This is a genomic window from Guptibacillus sedimenti (assembly GCF_028610665.1).
Lineage (GTDB): Bacteria > Bacillota > Bacilli > Bacillales > Guptibacillaceae > Guptibacillus > Guptibacillus sedimenti.
The window spans coordinates 223,375-244,726 of record NZ_JAQQWV010000002.1 but is presented as its reverse complement, the minus strand read 5'-3'; the positions used below and the strand labels follow the sequence as shown (position 1 = coordinate 244,726).

General features: G+C 41.4%; 23 protein-coding genes and 1 pseudogene. 10 read left to right on the top strand and 14 right to left on the bottom strand.

The features are described 5' to 3' along the window. Nucleotides 1–96: 96 nt before the first annotated feature. The 7 genes from PQ578_RS09510 to PQ578_RS09480 form a co-directional block, all read right to left on the bottom strand. Nucleotides 97–228, bottom strand: a complete 132-nt coding sequence (locus PQ578_RS09510; protein WP_273833864.1) for a hypothetical protein — start codon at nucleotides 226–228, stop codon at nucleotides 97–99. A 204-nt stretch (nucleotides 229–432) separates the two neighbouring features. Then, nucleotides 433–594, bottom strand: a complete 162-nt coding sequence (locus PQ578_RS09505; RefSeq protein WP_273833862.1) for a YvrJ family protein — start codon at nucleotides 592–594, stop codon at nucleotides 433–435. A gap of 73 nt (nucleotides 595–667) precedes the next feature. Then, entirely contained in the window at nucleotides 668–886 is a 219-nt protein-coding gene (locus PQ578_RS09500; RefSeq protein WP_273833860.1) for a DUF2922 domain-containing protein, read from the bottom strand. A 37-nt stretch (nucleotides 887–923) separates the two neighbouring features. Beyond that, nucleotides 924–1,142: a DUF1659 domain-containing protein gene (locus PQ578_RS09495; protein ID WP_273833857.1), complete on the bottom strand. Its 219-nt coding sequence runs from the start codon at nucleotides 1,140–1,142 to the stop codon at nucleotides 924–926. 214 nt (nucleotides 1,143–1,356) lie between these two features. Further along, entirely contained in the window at nucleotides 1,357–2,196 is an 840-nt protein-coding gene (locus PQ578_RS09490) for an aldo/keto reductase (RefSeq protein WP_273833855.1), read from the bottom strand. An 80-nt stretch (nucleotides 2,197–2,276) separates the two neighbouring features. Beyond that, the gene (locus PQ578_RS09485) at nucleotides 2,277–2,828 is read right to left on the bottom strand and encodes an NAD(P)H-dependent oxidoreductase (protein ID WP_273833853.1); all 552 of its coding nucleotides are present in this window, start codon (nucleotides 2,826–2,828) and stop codon (nucleotides 2,277–2,279) included. A 367-nt stretch (nucleotides 2,829–3,195) separates the two neighbouring features. Next, on the bottom strand, nucleotides 3,196–4,563 hold the full coding sequence (locus tag PQ578_RS09480) for a sulfatase-like hydrolase/transferase (protein ID WP_273833849.1): 1,368 nt from the start codon (nucleotides 4,561–4,563) through the stop codon (nucleotides 3,196–3,198). Nucleotides 4,564–4,776: 213 nt separating this feature from the next. Between PQ578_RS09480 and PQ578_RS09475 the strand changes: the two genes are divergently transcribed. The 3 genes from PQ578_RS09475 (at nucleotide 4,777) to PQ578_RS09465 (ending at nucleotide 8,504) form a co-directional block, all read left to right on the top strand. Beyond that, entirely contained in the window at nucleotides 4,777–6,255 is a 1,479-nt protein-coding gene (locus tag PQ578_RS09475) for a flavin monoamine oxidase family protein (RefSeq protein WP_273833847.1), read from the top strand. A gap of 215 nt (nucleotides 6,256–6,470) precedes the next feature. After that, the gene (locus PQ578_RS09470; protein WP_273833844.1) at nucleotides 6,471–7,913 is read left to right on the top strand and encodes an alanine/glycine:cation symporter family protein; all 1,443 of its coding nucleotides are present in this window, start codon (nucleotides 6,471–6,473) and stop codon (nucleotides 7,911–7,913) included. A gap of 240 nt (nucleotides 7,914–8,153) precedes the next feature. Next, nucleotides 8,154–8,504, top strand: coding sequence for a glyoxalase superfamily protein (locus tag PQ578_RS09465; protein WP_273833843.1), 351 nt, complete (start codon nucleotides 8,154–8,156; stop codon nucleotides 8,502–8,504). A gap of 44 nt (nucleotides 8,505–8,548) precedes the next feature. On the opposite strand, the gene PQ578_RS09460 is transcribed toward PQ578_RS09465, so the two are convergent. Both PQ578_RS09460 and PQ578_RS09455 read right to left on the bottom strand, forming a co-directional pair. Continuing rightward, the gene (locus tag PQ578_RS09460) at nucleotides 8,549–9,028 is read right to left on the bottom strand and encodes a site-2 protease family protein (RefSeq protein WP_273833841.1); all 480 of its coding nucleotides are present in this window, start codon (nucleotides 9,026–9,028) and stop codon (nucleotides 8,549–8,551) included. Nucleotides 9,029–9,364: 336 nt separating this feature from the next. Further along, a complete protein-coding gene (locus PQ578_RS09455; RefSeq protein ID WP_273833840.1) occupies nucleotides 9,365–10,102 on the bottom strand; it encodes an SDR family oxidoreductase in 738 nt (245 codons plus the stop codon). 110 nt (nucleotides 10,103–10,212) lie between these two features. Here PQ578_RS09455 and PQ578_RS09450 point away from each other — a divergent pair, with 110 nt between their 5' ends. Further along, on the top strand, nucleotides 10,213–10,605 hold the full coding sequence (locus PQ578_RS09450) for a MerR family transcriptional regulator (RefSeq protein WP_273833838.1): 393 nt from the start codon (nucleotides 10,213–10,215) through the stop codon (nucleotides 10,603–10,605). 35 nt (nucleotides 10,606–10,640) lie between these two features. Here PQ578_RS09450 and PQ578_RS09445 read toward each other — a convergent pair whose 3' ends face one another. Then, the gene (locus PQ578_RS09445) at nucleotides 10,641–11,378 is read right to left on the bottom strand and encodes an SDR family NAD(P)-dependent oxidoreductase (RefSeq protein WP_273833836.1); all 738 of its coding nucleotides are present in this window, start codon (nucleotides 11,376–11,378) and stop codon (nucleotides 10,641–10,643) included. Between the two features lie 150 nt (nucleotides 11,379–11,528). Here PQ578_RS09445 and PQ578_RS09440 point away from each other — a divergent pair. The 5 genes and pseudogenes from PQ578_RS09440 to PQ578_RS09420 all read left to right on the top strand — a co-directional run. Next, nucleotides 11,529–11,738, top strand: a pseudogene (locus PQ578_RS09440) (NIPSNAP family protein); the annotation flags it as partial. Between the two features lie 114 nt (nucleotides 11,739–11,852). Continuing rightward, nucleotides 11,853–12,248 (top strand): NUDIX hydrolase, encoded by a 396-nt coding sequence (locus PQ578_RS09435; protein ID WP_273834957.1) that lies wholly within the window; start codon nucleotides 11,853–11,855, stop codon nucleotides 12,246–12,248. Nucleotides 12,249–12,614: 366 nt separating this feature from the next. Continuing rightward, nucleotides 12,615–13,136, top strand: coding sequence for a hypothetical protein (locus PQ578_RS09430; protein WP_273833834.1), 522 nt, complete (start codon nucleotides 12,615–12,617; stop codon nucleotides 13,134–13,136). A 208-nt stretch (nucleotides 13,137–13,344) separates the two neighbouring features. After that, on the top strand, nucleotides 13,345–14,874 hold the full coding sequence (locus PQ578_RS09425) for a BCCT family transporter (RefSeq protein ID WP_098442639.1): 1,530 nt from the start codon (nucleotides 13,345–13,347) through the stop codon (nucleotides 14,872–14,874). 145 nt (nucleotides 14,875–15,019) lie between these two features. Continuing rightward, complete coding sequence (locus tag PQ578_RS09420; RefSeq protein ID WP_098442638.1) at nucleotides 15,020–15,796, top strand: 3-hydroxybutyrate dehydrogenase; 777 nt, start codon at nucleotides 15,020–15,022, stop codon at nucleotides 15,794–15,796. 67 nt (nucleotides 15,797–15,863) lie between these two features. On the opposite strand, the gene PQ578_RS09415 is transcribed toward PQ578_RS09420, so the two are convergent. The 3 genes from PQ578_RS09415 to PQ578_RS09405 form a co-directional block, all read right to left on the bottom strand. Beyond that, entirely contained in the window at nucleotides 15,864–17,153 is a 1,290-nt protein-coding gene (locus PQ578_RS09415; protein ID WP_273833829.1) for a GntP family permease, read from the bottom strand. Nucleotides 17,154–17,493: 340 nt separating this feature from the next. Then, nucleotides 17,494–17,814 carry a DUF4306 domain-containing protein gene (locus PQ578_RS09410; protein ID WP_273833826.1) on the bottom strand — a complete coding sequence of 107 codons (321 nt, stop codon included), beginning with the start codon at nucleotides 17,812–17,814 and terminating at the stop codon, nucleotides 17,494–17,496. A 169-nt stretch (nucleotides 17,815–17,983) separates the two neighbouring features. Continuing rightward, nucleotides 17,984–19,024: a zinc-binding dehydrogenase gene (locus PQ578_RS09405; protein WP_273833825.1), complete on the bottom strand. Its 1,041-nt coding sequence runs from the start codon at nucleotides 19,022–19,024 to the stop codon at nucleotides 17,984–17,986. A gap of 354 nt (nucleotides 19,025–19,378) precedes the next feature. Between PQ578_RS09405 and PQ578_RS09400 the strand changes: the two genes are divergently transcribed. After that, entirely contained in the window at nucleotides 19,379–19,897 is a 519-nt protein-coding gene (locus tag PQ578_RS09400; RefSeq protein WP_273833823.1) for a hypothetical protein, read from the top strand. A gap of 50 nt (nucleotides 19,898–19,947) precedes the next feature. Here PQ578_RS09400 and PQ578_RS09395 read toward each other — a convergent pair whose 3' ends face one another. After that, nucleotides 19,948–21,333 carry a Glu/Leu/Phe/Val family dehydrogenase gene (locus PQ578_RS09395; protein ID WP_273833821.1) on the bottom strand — a complete coding sequence of 462 codons (1,386 nt, stop codon included), beginning with the start codon at nucleotides 21,331–21,333 and terminating at the stop codon, nucleotides 19,948–19,950. Nucleotides 21,334–21,352: the final 19 nt, after the last annotated feature.

The following is a 21,352-nucleotide window of genomic DNA, read 5'->3' as shown; positions in this document are numbered from 1 at the left end:
CTGAGACCTTCTGAGGTTTCCACCGTATCACCCGATTTGAACGCTTGAATTTCTTCAACAGCACGCTTTCTACACATTAAACCAGTCCAATGTGCGTCATCTGCGCGCTGCTACCGTACCGTAGTACGCCTGGTTACCTACCCGAACCGTTAACGGCCGTTCACGCCATAGCTTCTCACCACAGAAACCGGGAACTGTGTATCGTTGAGAACGCTGAATTTTCTGCATCGGCTTCAGCTCACCTGGCAAGTTTAGTTTTCGAACGTGTGGTAGGCATTCCACGTTCTGATCAGCGGCACACTTGAAGAAACCTCACCATCTCTGAATTTAAAAAGAGAGTTAGGAAGCCGCTGGTCGATATGAAGTTAGATGAGGCTTATGTATGGTAGAAAGGGCTCACTTAGCGAACCCTCTCTTCTTTTTTTACAGAGATCACCCTGTTTTTTGATTCGAACTTCGAACGTTTAAATGATCTGGTAGCTGCAGTATGGTATCGTTCAGCGTATCGAGCTTTTGCTCAATGCGGTGCAGCAAGTAAAGCGTCACCACAACAGGAAAGCCAACATCGCTGATGAGAGACATCCAGGACTCCATTCGTTCTCCCTCCTTGTTCGCTTAGTTAACTTGCTAAAGAGGAAGGACAAATGCCCTTCCTCTTTCCTATCAATTAACCGATGATAATGTCGTTCTCATTGCGTTCAATGATACGAGCGCCTTTTTTGGAGACAAGATCGCCTCCGCTTGTTGTAAAACAGTTTTGCGCAAGCAGCGTATCCATCGCAGCTGCAATTGCAGCCGGATTTATGGGCTCGACTGGATCACTTAACGTGATCGAAAACGGTTTATTGTCACGGGTGTTAAACTGAAGTTCGAGTGTTTTTGCCATGTTTGATTTCCTCCTTTCTTAGAAAATTGTCCACTGATTACGCCTGAAGATCAGAAGAGTCATTGCGCTCAACTGCGAACAAATTGTGCTGCTGAAGCGGTGCTAGCGCTAGTGCGACTGCGAAAAGCGCATCAGGTGTTGCGGATGTTTTCACGTTGTTGAAGTTCTTGCTGCGGAAGATGGATTTGCCGTTTGCGTCCACGCCTACTTCAAGTACCATGCGAAGCTGCGTATCCATTAGAGATGAGGTTGCCATGCTGATCACCTCCTTTCACCTTATATATCGCTTGGAAAGTGGAAAAAGGGGCATTGCGGGGGAAATAAATTTTTTGAATGATAAAAAGCCAATCTCTATAATGAGATCGGCTTTACTAGTTATCACTTTTTGAAATTGTTTTCTAATAGACTTGCGTTTACCGTTACAAATCAAAAAGAAGGACCTTATCAACAGATAAGGTCCTTCGTTGGTCTTACATTTTAAAATCAAATTCATCAGGATGAGGACCACTACGAGCATTGTCGTTCAATGCATCAAGCTGCTTCATTTCTTCTGAAGTGAGTTCAAAATCGAAAAGATCAATATTCGCTTCAATACGCTTTTCATTCATTGATTTCGGAATGGTAATCACGTTATGTTGCAGATCCCAGCGAAGAATGACTTGTGCTACGGATTTGTTATATTTCTCTGCAATTCCTGCGATTGTTTCGTTATCTAACAGTTCACCTGCCATAAGTGGTGACCATGCTTCTACTTGTATGTTGTGTTCTTCGCAATACGTTCTTACTTCTTCCTGTGTTAAACGCGGGTGGAATTCGATTTGGTTAATCACAGGTGTAATCTCAAAGTTTTTGCGAAGATCTTCAAGGTGGTTAACCTGGAAGTTACTTACGCCAATCGCACGTACGCGTTTTTCTTTATAAAGTGTTTCTAGTGCTTTCCACGGCTCCTGGTATTTGTTATCACCAGGCCAATGAATCAAGTAAAGATCGAGGTATTCAAGACCTAGCTTTGATAGGCTAGTTTCATATGCTTCAATCGTTTCATCGTAAGTTAAGCCATCGTTCCATACTTTTGAAGTAATGAAAAGCTCTTCTCTTGTGACAAGACCTTCTTTAATCGCTTCATTGACACCCTGACCAACACTTTCCTCATTACCGTAGATTGCTGCTGTATCAATGCTGCGATAGCCTTTCTTAATGGCTGTTTTCACTGCTTCAACTAATTCCTGGCCTTGTTCAACGCGGAATACGCCGTAACCTAGTTCAGGCATTTCGATATTATTGTTTAATGTTTTTGTTTGTACAGTCATGTTTAATGCTCCTTTCAAATGTCCCTTTATGGTTTTCCCGAAAAATAAATTTTAAACCATCCCGATGTGGAAAGAGTGTTTTATTTACCAAACACTTCTCGATAATGATCGTGTAGTTTCGTTTTATAGTGCGCCATATTTGTTTCCTTCATCACATTGTGAATGGAGTAAGTTGGGAGCGGACGCATACCGATATATTGGTTCATCTTGTGAAGGTGATCGATCGCTTGATCAAGATCTCGTCCTTCAAAGAAGCTCTGTTCATTTCCAAACGCTGCCTCAGGTGCGTTCCATGTAAGAGAGAACATGTATTTCTTATCTGTAAACATTCCGCCCTGACCATAGCGATCTGAGCCGATGAAGAAGATCTTGTCCATATAGACGCGATCGATGTATTTCTTAAAGTTACCTGGGATACTGAACCAGTAAATCGGCGTTTGCATGATGATCACATCAGCCCACTGCCACTTCTCGATTTCTTGATCAACATTGTACTCTTCATCGACGATCGTTGTTTTCACATCGTAGTCTGAGGATAGCACCTCTTTCCATTCCTCAAAGATCGTTTTGTTCAACTCACCTTTCGACTTTGGAAAATACTCATGTCCATTGATAAGTAGAATGTTTTTCATGTATCTTCACACCTTTCTAGCTGCTTCAATTTCTTTCATAGTATAGAACTAATGAAATGAACTATTAAAGCGAGAAAATTATTACTTCCTGGTGCGTATGGAACTTTTCGGTGCGTGTCTATATTCACTTATAAATTCCATTTAATTACTTTTATATAGTTATTTAGATATATTTAATTAAGCTATACTAATCATAATAAGATTTTTACGCCCAAAAAAGATAAGTATAAAGACCTAGCTCGCGGAGGTGCCTGTCACCACCCGTTATTTGTCACAAAAAGTCGAAAGCGGAAGCGCGTGAGCGCTTCCGCTTTCGATGGTTACAGTCCTCAATTGTCTTCTCACTTTCTCCATACCTCTCAATACCTTAAATAGCGACGTCCCCCGAGTCGCTTCTCATGGGATGTAATCGTTTCTGACGGCGCTGTTCTTCTAAGATGAGCGATAAAACCTTTCGAACCTCTTTCATTTCAGGCATTTCAAAGTTCGGATCAGCAAGGTTCTTTTTTTCTAACGGATCGCGGGTTACATTGTATAGCTCGAATTCGTCTGGAGTCGGAGATGTCTTCGTTGTGGTCACCCATTTCGATAATGTTTCCTCCCCTGACGGATCAGGAATTGATAGCGTAACGACCACATCTGACACGCCTGGTATCCGCCAATATTTTGGATCATCATAGTATCGCGCGTATTTCCACACTTCCTGCTGCTCCTTTTCGCCAGTACGCAGCATCGTCACTACCGCTTCCATATGATTCGGCTGCACGACGGATTCAACTAATTCCTCGGGAGCATCATTAAGTTCTCGTCTTCCTTCATCATCTGTCATGAAATATATTGGCTCATTTGCCCGGTAAAACCGCTTCCTGCCAAACAGTAATGGCGTAAGGTCTTTTCCAACAAGCGGACGAACTTCCGAATAATCAACGCTCAGCAACGTCTGAATCTCTTCCTCATCAATTCCAGCTAGACCTAACATTGTTGGAAGAATGTCGACATGACTGGTTGGCATCGATGTGCTCTTTCTACCGTTAATGAGCGCGGGACTATGAATAATCAGTGGGACGTGAATCGATTTTTCAAACACGTTATTTCTTTTTTTATTATAATTTCCATCCGACCCGATCCCTTGCTGTCCCTCAACCGATAAATAAAGAACGATCGTATTCAAGTAAAACGCCGTCTTCTTCAATGTCTGAAATACTTTCATCATCTCACTGCAACTCTGCTCAGAACGAAACGAACTGAAAATGATCCATTGCTTTGATGCTTCCGTATCTTCTCGATCAAGCTTTTTAAGCAGTGTCACAACTTCATCTGCACGAACCTCATCGCGTTTCTCTTTAGGTGCTACAAGACTTTGATTGGAAGCGATTCCCTTCCAATAGGTCTCATAGCCCACCCGTCGCAAGTAATCGTCCATCAAAGGAACGGTTTTCGAATTGAAAGCAGAGTGTAACGGCGTCCGATCAAAGCCACTCGTCTGCGTTACCCCATGCAAGGAAGGATACTGCCCTGTATAAAGTGTCATTTCACTAGACGCAAAAGCGGAGCTACCCACATAGTGATTCTTAAATTCAAATCCGTTAAGCAAAAGTTCCTCCATAAAGAGGTTTCTCTTTTCGACCGCTTGATTTACAGATGGATCACACTGTTGATCCACCATAAAGATAAGAAAATTTGGCTTCTTACGCCGCATCGTAAACAGTGTAGGGAGAGGTTCCTGCCTGTTCATGTCCTTCCTCCTTCAACTACAAGTCCGTCCCGCATCTGTTTGTTTTTTGTAGTTTATGTTTGCGCCCAGGAAACGGTTCTTCTTTCTAATCATTCTCTCCGCTATAGAAAGAAAAATTTCACATTTCATATCCTTTTTTTGTTAGACATAGATTAATAAGGTGAATTCTTCTCCTAGTATTTAAGTGGTGTTTACTAGACAAGGAGGCTATCTATGGCCAAACCATTTTCTTCATTACATTATCCTGAAGATTTGCTTTCACTAATTCGAAATGGGTTACCAGGAAAAAGCCCTCCTAAACACGTCATTATTATTGGAGCTGGTCTGTCAGGACTGGTAGCGGGTTCATTGCTAAAACGAAATGGCCATCGCGTGACACTATTAGAAGGCAATGACCGCATTGGCGGGCGAGTGTATACACTACGTAAACCGTTTTCGTTACACCAGTACATGGACGCAGGTGCTATGAGAATACCTGATAATCATGCTCTTGTTCATGAATATATTCGTCATTTCAACCTGCCCCTCCACCCATTTTTAAACGCCTCACCACGAGACCTTCTATTTGTAAATAATGTGCTAACAACGAAAGAAGAATATGAAAAGAATCCAGACATTCTTGGCTTTCCAGTGAATGAAAGTGAAAAAGGAAAAACGGCGACAGAACTTTTTCTTGAAGCAACACAGCCATTTATCGATCTTTATAAAGCCAGTACGAAAGAAGAAAAAGAAGAACTCGTAGCCAAATACGGAGAATATTCAATGGGAGAATTTCTGCAATACAATCCGCTAGGGAGACCATTATCCCTTAATGCCATTCGCATGATTGGCGTTATGCTTGGCATTGAAGGGTTTCCAGAGTTCGCGTTTACAGACATTTTAACGGATATTATTTATCCGATTTTCAGCAAAAAAGTAGCGTTTCATCAAATTGATGGGGGTAACGATCGCCTGCCCCATTCATTCGTTGAAGAACTGAAGCATCACATTTTTCTAAATCAGAAAGTGATTAAAATAAAGCAGGCGAACCGCGGCGTTACTATAACAACGCTGAATCCTAAAACACAGGAAAGGTTCCGTCTGAAAGGAGACGTCGCAATTGTCGCCATTCCTTTCTCCGTTCTTCAATTTATCGACATTGCTCCATATCATTCGGTCTCATTTAAAAAATGGCAGGCGATTCGTGAACTGATCAATGTTCCAGCCGTAAAGATCGGAATTGAATTTAGCTATCGCTTTTGGGAAAAAAACAATGTGGGGAATGCGCTAACGGATTTACCGATTCGGTTTAGTTATGTTCCAGGAGAAGGAATCGGTTCAAACGGATCAGCCGCACTTTTAGCTAGCTATAGCTGGGGAGAAGACGCCGTGCTCTGGGGAAGTTTACCGAAAGATGAACTGACTCGTATCCTACTTAAAGATCTAGCCAAAATCTATGGAGACGAAGTGTATACGGCATTTATCAAAGCCGTTCCCTTTAATTGGAGTAATAACCCTTATTCTGCTGGGTGCTTCACTCTTTTCACTCCCGGTCAAGAAAACAACCTTGGGGAGGTCATCAAACAGCCGGAAGGGAAACTCCATTTTGCAGGAGAACATACCTCTTCCTTTCACGGGTGGATGGAAGGTGCGATTGAATCAGGTCTAAGGGCTGCTTATGAGGTGAACGAGCTAAAGAATCCGCTTAAATAGTCATGTGTATTCCAATAGGGACCGCTTCCTAAAATGGAAGCGGCTCTTTTTTCTTTACATAAATTAAAATCCACTGGTAAGGATTACTACAAATTGTATAAATGTTGTAATTTGTCGAAATAGATTGTTAATTTGTCGAATCTATGTATAATAATAACTAGTGGTAAATTTTCAGAAAAATAAATCAAATGACAACTAGAGGAGCGGTTCAGCCTATGGAAGGATTTCTAACAAGTATCATTGATAGTTCAAACAACATTCTTTGGAGTTACGTCCTTATTGCCGGGTTACTTGGACTTGGCATTTATTTCACGATTGCTTCGCGATTTGTTCAATTTCGATTTTTCGGTGAGATGTTTCGCGTATTAGGAGAAAAACCTGACTATAAGGATGGAGCGAAAAACATTTCCCCTTTTAAATCTTTCTGTGTCGGTGCCGCTACGCGGATTGGTACAGGGAACTTAGCAGGCGTTGCCGTGGCGATCACGCTAGGTGGTCCAGGAGCGGTTTTCTGGATGTGGATGGTTGCCTTGCTTGGTGGAGCGACAGCTTTCATTGAAAGTACACTTGCTCAGGTTTACAAGGTGAAAGGTAAAAACGCGTTTCGAGGCGGTCCCGCTTATTATATTGAAAAAGGGCTGAAAGCAAGATGGTTAGGAATTGTTTTTGCCGTTTTGATAGCCATTACGTTTGGTCTAATTTTCAATTCGGTGCAAAGTAATACCATTGCACTTGCCTTTGAGAATGCATTTGGGATCGAACCTTTAGTCATTGGCCTTATCATAACGGCTTTGACAGGAATTGTGATCTTTGGTGGCGTGCATCGCATTGCTAACTTATCCAGTATTATTGTACCTGTTATGGCAATTCTCTATATTGTCATTGCCTTGTTTGTTCTACTGATGAACCTGGCCGAGCTACCATCAATCGTAGCCCTTATTGTAGGAAGTGCTTTTGGATTTGAACAAGCAGTAGGAGGAGCGATTGGGGCAGCTATTATGAACGGAGTAAAACGAGGACTATTTTCGAATGAAGCCGGTATGGGGAGTGCGCCGAACGCAGCTGCAACTTCTACTACCTCACACCCAGCGAAACAAGGACTTATTCAATCTCTTGGGGTATTTGTCGATACCATTCTCGTTTGTTCATCCACCGCCTTCATTATTTTACTAGCTCCTGTGTTTCAAACAGGTGATGTGACAGGAATCGAACTACTTCAAAACTCACTAAACTCTCATATTGGTGGATGGTCAGGTATTTTTATTTCAGTAGCGATTTTCTTGTTCGCTTTTAGTTCAATTATTGGCTCTTATTACTACGGCGAAACAAATATTGAGTTTATTAAAGAAAGCAACGTCATGCTTTTTGTATTCCGTCTCGCTACAATGGCATTTGTTCTTATTGGCTCGATTTCAAGCTTAAGTCTCGTATGGAAAATGGCCGACCTCTTTATGGCACTGATGACGGTGATTAACTTGATTGCGATTGGTTTGTTAGGAAAAGTAGCCTTCAAGGTTTTAAAAGACTATGAAAATCAGCGGAAACAAGGAAAAAACCCTGTCTTTAACCCTACTAAGCTAGGAATTCAACATGCCGATGCCTGGGTAGAGGATGAACAGGTGAAAGAAGAGGAAGGAAAAGAGGAAGCGATCGGATAATACAGCAGTTTTAAGATTTAAGAGTCCGGGAAGGAACCGGACTCTTTCTTTCTGTTCAAAAGCTTTTTCGATCGTCGTGCACATTTCCAAACTTCTTTACCCTTTTTTTTACAGATACCCTTTTTATAGTGAAAGATTCGTTATATGATGAATGTACGCCAGTCGCCATTGTCTGATTGCTTCACATTGACAAATCAAATCGCTGAAAAACTATGAAGGAAAGGCAGGTTCTTTCTACTCATGATTACACCGATTTTTCGCATCTTTGACACGGAAAAAGCCACTGACTTTTATCGGGATTTCTTAGGATTTACGATTGATTGGCGACATCAGTATGAAGAAAATATGCCTGAATACATTCAAGTCTCTTTTCATAACGCCCTGATTCATTTAACGGAACACCATGGCGATGCCTCACCTGGAAGTTCTATACGGGTAAAGCTAGATAACGTTGAAGATTATCATCACACCCTTTCTCAAAAGGAGTACGCCTACGCCAATCCCGGCATGAGGCATACCTCCTGGAGAACCATCGAAATGACCGTCACCGACCCCTTTCTAAATCGGATAACGTTCTACGAAGAAAAGTAAGCACAAAGCGGGCGGTGCCAGGCACCGCCCGCTTTGTGTCGAACTTAGTCGATTGGGTCTTCTGCTTTCCCATAGCGAATGACATCATAGATGGCCATGCCGTCACTTGGCTTCCCGTCTTCGTTTTTATAAGGCATTAAAGAAAAGAAAATGAAGTAAAAAGAGAAATAAACAAATTGCCTAAATACTAGAGCTTCGGGCAGCACCTCTGTCAAAATCAGATAGTTAATGATCAGAATAAGCATTAAATTAAACATACTGCCCCCTAGATAAATCGACACATGCGCCCACGTTTTATCGTAAGTTAACTTATCGTACTGACACCATCCTTCCATGAAATATTTCTTTCGCACCTCCAATGGACCAATATCGATAATTTTCTTCCCAGTACCTATGCAGAATTTGATCCTTCCCCCAAATAATCTCGCTACGAGGACATGTCCAGCCTCATGCACCAATGTTACGATCGGAAGAATAATAAAGAAATTCACAAAAAACATAGGAATATCACTTAAAGTAAACACTGTAAGCCTCCAGCTCTTTTTTCTCGATGGATTCAACTCAGGTGTAAAGACACAAAAAAAGCCGAAAAGGAGTGCTTCTCCTTTTCGGCTTATGTCTGACGCTAATAGTTCAGATCATTGCTACCTTTTATATGGTTCTACAATTTTGTGTTGAACGAGATGAGCTCCTTGCCCGCTCGCATCTGTCTCGTTTTATACCTTCAAGATCATGAGATTATGATAGTCGTGCAGTAAAAGACCGAACATTCTATTTCAGGCTCAGTTTCTCATTGTACTCCTGAACACCTAAAAAAATCAAGAAGGAGAAGCCAATTGTTGGCTTCTCCTTGTTCTTTCTTACCACTCTTGATTTGTTGGACGTACTAGAATTTCATTAATGGCTACTTCAGCCGGTTCTTCAATCGCAAAAACAATTGTACGAGCAATGCTGTCCGCTTTAATTGCACCGCTATAAACCGCATCAATCGAAGATTTCACATCATCATCCGTAATCGTTTCAGTAAGTTCTGTACTAACGGCTCCAGGTGAAATAATCGTAGCACGGATATTATTACCAACGGACTCTTCCATTCTTAGTCCTTCAGTGATGGCTCTTACTGCAAACTTTGTAGCACTGTAGACTGAGCTTCCTGGTGAAATTTCATGACCAGCTACAGATGAAATGTTAATAACGTGACCTTCCTTTTTCTCTCTCATATAAGGAAGAACGGCCCCGATACCGTAAAGAACACCTTTAATATTAACATCAATCATTTTATCCCATTCATCATATTTCTTCTTGTGTAGAAGGGAAAGTGGCATTAAACCTGCGTTATTCACAATCACATCGATTTTTCCAAACGTATCATACGCATATTGAGCTAGCGACTCCATCTCTTCAGATGATGTTACGTCTGTTACCTGGTAAATCGCTTCTCCACCGTTGTCTTCTATTTTCTGCTTAAGCTCTTTTAAGCGATCTTCACGTCGAGCTGCCAAAACGAGCTTTGCTCCTTTGTCAGATAGTAACTTAGCTGTTTCTTCTCCAATACCGCTTGAAGCTCCAGTAATGATGACGACTTTTTCTTTTGTCATTTATAAAACCTCCAAAGTTGGATTATCAATCGTTTTAATTGATAATCCACACTCTATAGGTTAAAGTGCGGTTTAACACAATGAAAGCGACTTAAAGTGAGGGATCAAAGATGAAATACTATTCAATGAAGGAAATAACTGTGCTAACAAATCAATCTGCATCTGCCATTCGATACTATGAGAAGGAAGAAATCCTCCCCTCTATCGAACGCGATGCAAACGGCGTTCGAAGATATACCGAGAATAACTTAGAGTGGCTTCATTTCATTCTGGCTCTTCGTTCTACAAATATGCCGATTGCAGAAATAAAAAAATACGTTCATCTTTATAAACAAGGTGATTCGACTATCCGAGAAAGAAGAACGCTTCTTTCCCTTCATAAACAAAAAGTAGAACAGGAAGTAAAGCGGCAGCAGAACTATTTAGCACGGATTTCAAAAAAAATCACTCTCTATGATGATGTTTCAACAGATTTGCAAAAAGTCACGTGTTCAACATATTAATTCACCAGGCGCAGCAGGTACCATTTCACTCCACTTTATACATCAGCTGATCCGAGCGTCATACCTCCATCAATGACAATTTCTGTTCCCGTACAATAGGAGCTTTCATCAGAAACAAGAAAAGCCACGGCCCTGGCAATTTCAACAGGTTGTCCGATACGACCTAGCGGAATCGTCTCATAGAAATCTGGCACACCCTCTCCCTGTGTCGCCATCTCTGTCTCAACTCCTCCCGGATGAATCATGTTTACTCGAATCCCTTTCGGACCTAATTCGATTGCCGCTGCCTTAGACATCGCAACGACAGCTGCTTTTGTAGCCGCATAGGCAGCAGACTGACCGATCGGGGCAAACGCTGAGATCGATACATTATTCACGATCGCCCCTTTTTGCTGTTTCTCCATTACCGGAACAACCGCTTGCATACCCATAAAAACACCAAGCTGGTTTACGTTCATTAACTCTAGATATTCTTCTACCGACAAATCTGTAAATGGTTTTCTTTTTAGTATCCCTGCATTGTTTACAAGCGCATCCAACTGACCAAATTCAGACTGGATCTCTTCAAGCACTGATTTCCAATGCTCTTCTTTCGTTACATCCAACTGCACAGGATAAGCCCCAATCAAATTTGCAGCTGTCTCAGCATCTTGATAGCGGCGAGCTCCAATGATCACTTTTGCTCCTAATGAAGCAAGATGCTCACCGATTGCTTTTCCCTGACCTCGATTTCCTCCGGTGATTAATATCACTCGATCGTTTAAATCTGGCATGTTATTCTCTCCTTCATCTTTAGATATGTTCAGCTTACAGGAGCGTTTTAGAAATCACCAATGAAGAAGATTCAAACATTAATTGTCAAAATATTAATAATTTGACACAATAGCACTAGTAAATCTTTTTGAAATGGAGAGCGAGCGGAAATGATTTATCGAAGAAAAACCTATACCATCAAACCCGAAAAATTAGATGAATTTAACGAGTTTTTCCATACTTATCTTTATCCAAATCAACTAAAACATGGTGCCAAATTGATTGGGCGTTGGGTTAACGAAAGCCAGAATGAAATAACCGCGACCTGGCAATATGAAAGTATGAATCACTATGAAGAGATCGAAAAGCAAATTCGAAAAAGCGCGTTACATCAGAAAGCGAAACAGCGTGATCTAGGGAACCTTTATCTTGAAAGCAACCAGGACTTTCTCACGTCAACAGCAGAACCTTACACGTATCATCCTCCAAAACATATCGTTTCAGCAGCTACCATTATTTTAAATAAAGCAGATGAAGTACTTTTAATCAAAGGGCCGCGTAGAGGTTGGGAATTCCCTGGAGGTCAAGTGGAAGAAGGCGAATCATTACACGACGCCGCAATTCGAGAAGCGAAGGAAGAGTCTGGCGCTGATGTTGAAATCGTTAAATTCTGTGGCGTGTTTCAAAACGTGAAGTCTTCTATTTCGAATACCCTCTTTCTTGCTAACTATGTTGGGGGTGAACTCACAACCTCATCAGAGAGCCTTGAAGTTGGATTCTTTCCTATCGATCAAGCACTTGAAATGGTTACTTGGAAAAATTTCCGACAGCGCATGGAATACTGCTTAAACGAAGAACACCATCCTTTTTATGTGGCGTTTAATCAGTAAAATTGTATTGAATGCTGAAATTCAATCTTTACCTTTACACTGATCCGATAATGATTCTTTCCGAAAAAACGTCCATCGCGGACGTTTTTTTATGTAAAAATCTGGTTTGCGAGATGGCCTAAACAGGTATGAATGAACAAATAGGAAAAGGATGATTGTTATGTTACGCACTTGGAAAGAGCTTTTCATCGGGCTCCTAACTGGAATCGCCGTATTGTTTGGCTTATCCATTGTGAAAGATGAATCTTAGGTATCTTCTAAAAACCTTGCCATTATTATTGGATTCCTTACGTTCTATACCTCCTTATTTCTATTGAGATATTGGCGCAATGAAAAATAACCTTTTTATTATAGGAGGAATTGTTCATGTTAAAGAAAAAAGCACGCTCGCCCGGCAAGGAATTTCTTTTGTCATTTCTTTTCATGTTTATTTTTTTCGGCGGAGCCTTCCTATCCTTTTACTATTTAGGGTTTAACATCGGATTTCCGATTTCCTTAATTCTCCTCATTCTTCTAGCTTACATTTCAAGGCGCACCATCAAAAAGTCGGATGAAAACTTTCTTACACCTACCGATCGTAAATTTAATATGAAGAAACATCCCTGGTTTGTTGGCATTCCTGCATTTGTTATTTTCTTCATCACTCATTATGTTGGTAATGATTCAAGTTTACTATCCGCAATGATCCTCGCGATCATTAATTTTTTCTTTAGTTTTGTATTACTTCTCGTGGGTTATTATTTTAGAATGAAGCGCCTTGGTTATCATAGACGGTTACTGGTCGAAATAAAGATCCTTTATCAGATGTCGATGCCACTCGGTTTACAAGGATTAGAGTACGAATTCGAAACCGGAAAGAATCCCCCCTTCTTTCCGGTTTTATTTTAATTTCGTGGGGTATTTACAAATTGAAAACACAATTTCGACTAATTTCGATTTTATTTTACAAAAAAGGGGGTTAATGGAATCGATTACCTGGTAATTTCACCTAAAATTATTACGTAATGTAGCCGATTAAAACTTCTCTCTTTACACCATACTAACGGTAGTGGTAGAGTAAGTAATTGTGTTTAAAAAGCGATTAAAGGAGTCTTGTATGGACAATAAAGAAACTGGGCGTATTGATTGGCCCGTCTTTGGTATAAGCGGTGGGGTATTGATCCTCTTCGTGATTCTTGCACTTTTTGATATATCTTTGGTAGAAAACTTGGTTAGCTCAAGCTTTGCCTGGTCTGCGAGGTTTTTCGGTGGGTTCTGGCAAGTTTTAATGCTAGCAACATTTTTTGTTGGAATTGGATTGGCCTTTTCTAAATACGGAAAAATAAAATTAGGTGGTATGGATAAACCTGAGCTTAGCCTATATAAGTGGTTATCCATTATTATGGCGACACTACTTGCCGGTGGCGGTGTGTTTTGGGCAGCGGCAGAACCGATGTACCACTTCTTAACCGTTCCTCCTTCTCAAGATGGAAAAGGCATTGAAGCTGGAACTCAAGGTGCAATTGATACTGCACTTGCTCAAAGCTTCATGCATTGGGGTTTCCTTGCCTGGGCCATTCTAGGTACAATCAGTGCCGTTGTGATGATGTACGGACATTATCATAAAGGAATGCCAATGAAGCCGCGTACGCTTCTTTATCCGATTTTCGGTGAAAAGCTGCGTCACAGCTGGTTTGGTACTCTGATTGATGCGTTTTCCGTTATTGCGGTTGCCGCAGGTACAATTGGACCAATTGGTTTCTTAGGCTTACAAGCAAGTTACGGTTTGCAGGAAATTTTCGGCATTCCTAATCAGTTCAGCACACAGTTCTCGATTATTTTAGCTGTCGTGATTGTTTCTACGATTTCAGCAGTTACAGGACTTTACAAAGGAATTCAATATTTAAGTAGCTTTAACGTTCGACTCGCGATTGGATTAATGGCGTTTATTGTCATCTTTGGTCCTGGTGGCTTTATCTTCAACCACTTTATCTCTGGATTTGGTGTTTATGTGGATCAATTTGTTACGATGAGCACATTCCGTGGTGATACCGGTTGGCTTTCATTCTGGACAGTCTTCTTCTGGGGCTGGTTCATCGGATACGGTCCAATGATGGCGATTCTTGTTAGTCGTATTTCACGAGGACGTACGATTCGAGACATTATTATTGCAGTTTCGATTTTTGCACCGGTTATCTCAACATTCTGGTTTACCGTACTCGGAGGATCTGGAATTTTCTTTGAACTTTCAAATCCTGGTTCGATCTCAGAAGCATTGAATGCCGCTGGTAATCCAGCAGCCATGTTCGCCATTACTGAGCAATTCCCGCTTGCAAGCATTGTTTCACCACTGTTCTTAATTCTAACGATTCTTTTCGTTGTAACAACAAGTGACTCCATGTCTTATACAATTGCAATGGCGGTTACGGGTGAAGGCGATCCCCAAAGATGGCTTCGCGTATTCTGGGCAATTCTTATGGGAACTGTCGCAGTCATTCTACTTATTACAGGTGACAGCGGCATTACGCAGTTACAGAACTTCATTGTTGTAACAGCTGTTCCAGTCTCGCTTATCCTTCTGCCAATGGTTTGGCTCGCACCAAAAGTAGCGAGGGAAATGGCAAGAGATCAGAAAATTATTAAATAATGTGTTTGGCCCTCTCCCCTTTGGGGAGAGGGCCTTTCTAATGGTGCCTGTCACCACCCGTTATGCGTCGAACGAAGTCGAAATATCTTAAGCAGAATTGGGTATCCTAATAGCTGAGTTACTTATACTTAAGGAGGATACAACAATGCTTGAAGGTAAATGTGCATTAATTACTGGCTCTGGTCAGGGAATTGGGCTAGAGATCGCTACTGAGTTTGCGAAGGCTGGCGCGAAGGTGATGCTTAATGATATTAATGAAGACACCCTTAAGGAGTCGGTTGAAAGCCTAACTTCTCAAGGCTTTACGGTTGAAGGTGTGGTTGCAAACGTTGCGAAAGAAGAAGATGTGAAGAATGCTATTGAAGAAACCGTCAAGAAATTTGGACGTATTGATATTCTTGTTAACAATGCAGGGATTCAGCATGTGGCGCCAATCGAAGAATTCCCAAGTGAAAAGTACGGGTTAATTCTTGATATTATGCTAAAGGGTCCATTCTATGGCATCAAATATGCTTTTCCAATAATGAAAGAACAAGGATATGGTCGTATCCTAAACATGGCTTCCATCAATGGATTGATTGGGTTTGCTGGAAAAGCTGGTTACAACAGTGCAAAGCACGGCGTCATTGGCCTTACGAAAGTAGCAGCCCTTGAAGGCGCAGACTACGGCATTACCGTAAATGCGATATGTCCAGGATACGTTGATACACCGCTCGTACAAAATCAATTAGAAGACCTTGCAAAAACACGCAATATCGAAAAAGAGAAAGCGTTAGAACAAGTCATTTATCCACTCGTTCCTCAGAAGCGTTTAATCCAAGTACAAGAAGTCGCTGACTACTCCATTTTCTTAGTTAGTGAGAAAGCGAAAAGTATAACAGGTCAAGCTGCTGTGATTGACGGTGGTTATACCGCTCAATAAGCACAAAAAATCCCCCCCACACCTTTATGATAAAGATGTGAGGGGGATTTTCATATGATCGGATGAATTAGTTAATGCCCATCATTGCAAGGAAAATAATCGCGATCGTAGCGATCATTGGGATGATTAAACCAACCACAAACACATCTTTATAGGAGTCTTTGTGCGTTAGTCCGGTAACCGTAAATAGCGTTAAAAGAGCACCGTTATGAGGCAGGATTGATGCCCCAGAAGCAACGGCTGTAATACGGTGGAACGCTTCTAAACTAAGATTGTTACTAATGGCAATGTCATAGTATTCACTACCAAGCGCTTCAAGCGCAATTCCCATACCACCAGAAGCTGAGCCTGTAATCATCGCTAAAAGCTGAACAGCAAAGGCTTCTGAAAAGTACGGACTAAGTGGAATCGCGAAGATCAGATCTTTCACTGCTTCAAAACCAGGAGAAGCTGTGACGACTGAACCGAAACCAACGGCAGCACTTGTATTGATTGTTGCCATTACAGAGCCAGATGCCCCACCATTGATTGCTTTAATGAACTGCTTGTAATTTTTAATATTAAAGAGCATGATGAGAAGAATTCCGATGCCAAGTGCAATCAAAATGCTTAAGTTTTCAAAGGCATTTAGTGTCACAACAACAGCGATCAATGGAATTACAGAAAGAATCCAGTTCGGAAGCTCATCTTCATTAATACTTTTTACTTCGTTTGATCCTTTAGGCTCTGTAAATTCCTCACCATTTTTCGATAGCTGTTTCTCACGGAATTTGAGATAGAAATAACCGCCAACTGCCATAATTAAACCAGCAACAATTCCAAGAATCGGTGCTGCCATCGTCGATGTTTTAAACGTATTAATCGGTATGATGTTTTGAATTTGCGGTGTTCCTGGCAGTGCTGTCATCGTAAATGTAAAAGCACCTAGTACAAACGTCGATGGAAGAAGTTTACGTGATACGTTTGCCTGGCGGAACATTGCCACGGCGAGTGGATAAACGGCGAATACAACAACAAAGAGACTAACGCCTCCATATGTAAGAATCGCTGCTGAGATCAACATCCCAAGAATCGCACGTTTCTCTCCGATTAAGTTTGAAATTTTATAAGCAACAGACTGCGCTGCCCCTGTGTCCTCCATTAACTTCCCAAAAATCGCTCCAAATAAGAAAATTGGGAAATACGCTTTCGCGAAATCAACGAATCCTTCCATATACGTTCCTGTATAGGACTCAAGAATATTCATTCCGCTCAATAATGCAACAATTCCAGATACCAATGGCGCGATCCAAATAATCGACCACCCTAGGTAAGCGAGGAGCATTAAGAGAGCGAGACCAACAATAATACTAATCATAGCTGATTTGCCTCCTCAAATATCTTCTGTCTGTTTTACTATGTCCAATCCTGGCAAATCTAAATCGACAAAAGCCGACTCTTGGGTGCCTGTCACCACCCACATTTACTCGAATTCACTCGAATGATGTTACCCGTTTGAATGAGCAATAAAACCAATTTCTTTTATGAATGGGTTCATTCGCATTTAAGAGAAAGCGCGAGTGCCTGTCACCGCTCGCTTTTGCTCGAAAAACGTCAATTATAGTCGAATAAATCTGAACTTATTAGACGACATTTATAACCGTGACTTATAACATCATCCAAAACAAAAAGAGCGAGGCTGCCCCGCTCTTCATTCCTTATGAACTTGTTATCTTCTTTTCACCTACGTACGACAGCTGCTTTTTCACATAATATATCCCAATTCCAATCATCATCAACAAAGAAAGAAAACAAACACTTGCCATTAGAGGCACTACCTTAAGTGCATACAAAAACATATCAATTTCATAAATGTCTTTAGAAGCTACAACCGTACTCGGCGTGAAAATAAGATGGCTTTTCCAATTCGACAGTGCCGGCAATTGACTTGCCGTCCAGGAAGTGGCCCAGTAGGAATACCCAAAAACACTAAGCAGACAAAGCATCGAGTAAAGTTTGAAGAAACCCCTTTTCTTCACACCATCACCTCTATGATTTTATACATGACATATTCGTTAACCGCATCGCTTATTCCTGTATTTCCCTAAAAGTGGTGACCCCGTTCTTTGTTTTTATTGGCGCACTCACCTACCTGACATAGGAAAACCCCTATCTCCAGTTAGGAAATAGGGGGTTCAATCAGTCAACTTACTCTTCAGGAAGTAGCACAATTTTTCCTAGTTTACCCGCTTTTTTAAAATAACGTTGAGCCTCTCTCGCTTGTTCTAATGGAAACGTTCGATCAATTACTGGTGTGATCTTCCCATCAGCTATCGCTTTAAGCATCCGTTTAAACTCTTCTCTTGTCCCAAGAACAGAGCCATAGAGTGTTATGTGCTTCAAATACAATGTTCTAAAATCAAGTTCTGTTTTCTGTCCACCAGCAGAACCAGACGTACAAAACTTGCCGCCTTTCTTTAAGACATGAAGCGAAGTTGAAAACAAGGCATCTCCAACAACATCTAACACTGAGTCAATCGGTCCACCATTCACTTCAAGTATTTCTTCAGCAAGCCGATCTGATTTGTAGGAAAGTACGTGCGTTGCCCCAAGCTTCTTCAACTGATCTTCCAAAGCGAGGTCGCCTACAATCGCGATTACATTAGCACCGAATACACGAGACGCAATTTGGACGTTTAGAGAACCTACTCCACCGTTTGCTCCTGTAACCATAACGGTCTCGCCCTGCTTAGGCTGAATTTGTTCAACCATATGCCACGCTGTCATCCCACTAACAGAGAACACGGCACTCTCGGTATAGTCAGCAAGAGGCATGTCAAAACAGAGTTCTGCTGGCCATACAACATAGTCTGCATACCCTCCGTCATACTCTGATCCAATGAAAGACATATCTTCTGAGATATGTTCAGACCCTGGCTCTCCGCTCGAAGTAAAAGGAAAGAGCACGACGTCCTTCCCGATCATCTCCTCATTCACTTGTTGACCGGCTTTCATAATCGTACCGGTAATATCTGATCCTGGTGTTCTAGGAAACTGAACACCTTCAGGACGCCATCCTGATTTCGTTCCTGTTCCATATGCCCCTTCACGCATCCAAATTTCCGTATTATTAATCGCACATGCCTTTACCTTAACGAGTACCTCATTCTCTTTCGGAACAGGAATCTCCTGGTCTACGACTTCTAACTGATCCACATCACCATAACCCATTACTTGAACTGCTTTCATGATGGTGCCTGTCACCTCCCGTAATTTGTCACAATTTGTCACCTTGTTGGATAGTATAACAGTTTCCTACTCAAAATAGTAGTAGAGGTATTGAACGATAGGATGTAGAAAGATGGTGCGTTAATTTAAGAAATGGGCACATCATACCGCAAATGGGACATTCGCCCTTAAAGAAAATCACCATGACTACCCTTGGATCATGATGAAAAACTTTAGGTTAGAAAAAAACATCCGAATTGTCCTAAGACGATCTTCCTTCATACCATCTCCTCATAAAAAAACACAACTTTTGACTTCGTTTGAATAAAACGCTTACTGGGAACCAATAATTGTAATTGAAAGGAGTGGATTTTGTTGGAAAAGAAATTCCCTATTCTTCTTGCTTCCTGCCTCATTTCAGGTTCTCTTCTAGCAGGTTGCGGATCAAATGGTGCTGAGAATAACACAGGTAATCAAGCCAACAACTCAAGCATGGAAGAAAACGGCGCTTCCGAAAATGAAGGAACGAATGAAGGAACAAACGAAGGAATGAACGACTCGGGCGATAGCGGTTCAGAAGAAATGACCAATCTTGAAGCTGGCGTTGATACGGCATTATCGAACCTTGAGGAACTTAAAACAACAGTCGAAAATAGTAGCGATGATGTTGAAACGATTAATGAACAGACGATGACGCTCGAGGAAAACTGGGACAAGATGGAATCTCAAGTAGAAGAAGAATTCCCGGATGCCTACAAGAACATTGAAGAAAGCCTTTATCCTCTCATTGATGAAGGTAAAAAAGATGAGCCTGATACGGACAAAATGACCGAGCTAATTGATGAAACGATGATGAAAATGACCGAGTTCAAAGAAACGTTACCAACTTCTTAATCCCATAAGGAAAACCCTCTCCTATTTTCAATAGGAGAGGGTTTTTCGCTTTAGTAGAGCTTACCATGACGATAAAGAATATTTGATAGCTTCATCACCGTATGGATGTAGCAATTTTGTCTGAGCGCAAATGGATCATTGAAAAACTGTGGATAAATTTCATCCATCGTTTCCTTCATTTTTTTAAAAAGAAGAGAAAAAACTTCTTCTTCACTATAAAATTGCGTCTCCCTTCCTTGCAGCCATTCGAAATAAGAAACGATGACACCACCTGCGTTTGCGAGTATATCCGGAATAACGAGCACACCATCTTCACTCAGCTTTCGATCTGCACCAAGTGTAATGGGGCCGTTCGCACCTTCTACAATCATACGCGCTTTTACTTGATCAACATTGTCCTCATGAATTTGATCTTCAAGCGCTGCCAAAATCAGCACGTCCGTATCAAGGTAAAGAACATCTTCTCGTTCTTGAATATCCGCTTTGATTTCATGATCAGACAACGCTTCCTCTGTCGTAGGCAAATCACCTTCATGATTGGACGTAAACTCAATTAGGGCTTTTATATCAAGGCCATCACCATTATAAAGCGTTACGTTTCGATCGCTTACCGCAACGACTTTCGTATCGAGGTAGTTGCAGCTATACGATTCAAGGGCTGCAACGGATCCAACATTACCAAATCCCTGAATTCCAATCGTTAACGGACGATCGGAATGCTCAAGTGCTGTTTTGGCAAAGCGATTATCATTTCTCTTAAACCACTCTTCATTTTCTTTCACAAAATTATGAAGCATGTAGCGAAGCGTATAGTAAACGCCTTTTCCTGTTGCTTCCCTTCGACCAAGCGAACCGCCGTTCACCTGACTTTTCCCTGTGAAACTTCCGCGATACGGGCGTCCCGGATGGATCGTTTTATATTCACCCATCATCCAGTCCATCTCTCGTTCACCCGTTCCAACATCCGGTGCTGGGATGTCTTTATCTGGACCTAAAATATCGCAGAAATTTTGAACGTATGTTTTTGAAATCGTATGTAGTTCTTTTTCCGAAAATTCTCGTGGGTTAATGACCACGCCACCTTTTCCTCCACCAAATGGTACATCATGAAGCGCATTCTTTAATGTCATTAACGTTGCCAGATTAATTACTTCATCTTCCTCGACCGTTTCGTGAAAGCGAATCCCGCCTTTATAAGGCCCTACCGCATTATTATGCTGAACGCGGAAAGCAGGAATTCGTAAAATTTTCCCGTTCTCGAGAGGAACGCGGAGAAATGATTTTTGAATTTGGTTCGGGGTTGAGAGAATCGATTCAAGGGATTTGAACGCGTTTTCTCGATCTTCATCCTTGAAATTTGGTAAAAACGATTGATCCTCGAGTAGTGCATGTAACGACTCCTGTACAACTTCTCCATATTTACTAGCCAATTTCATCCCTCCATGTTTTTCTATT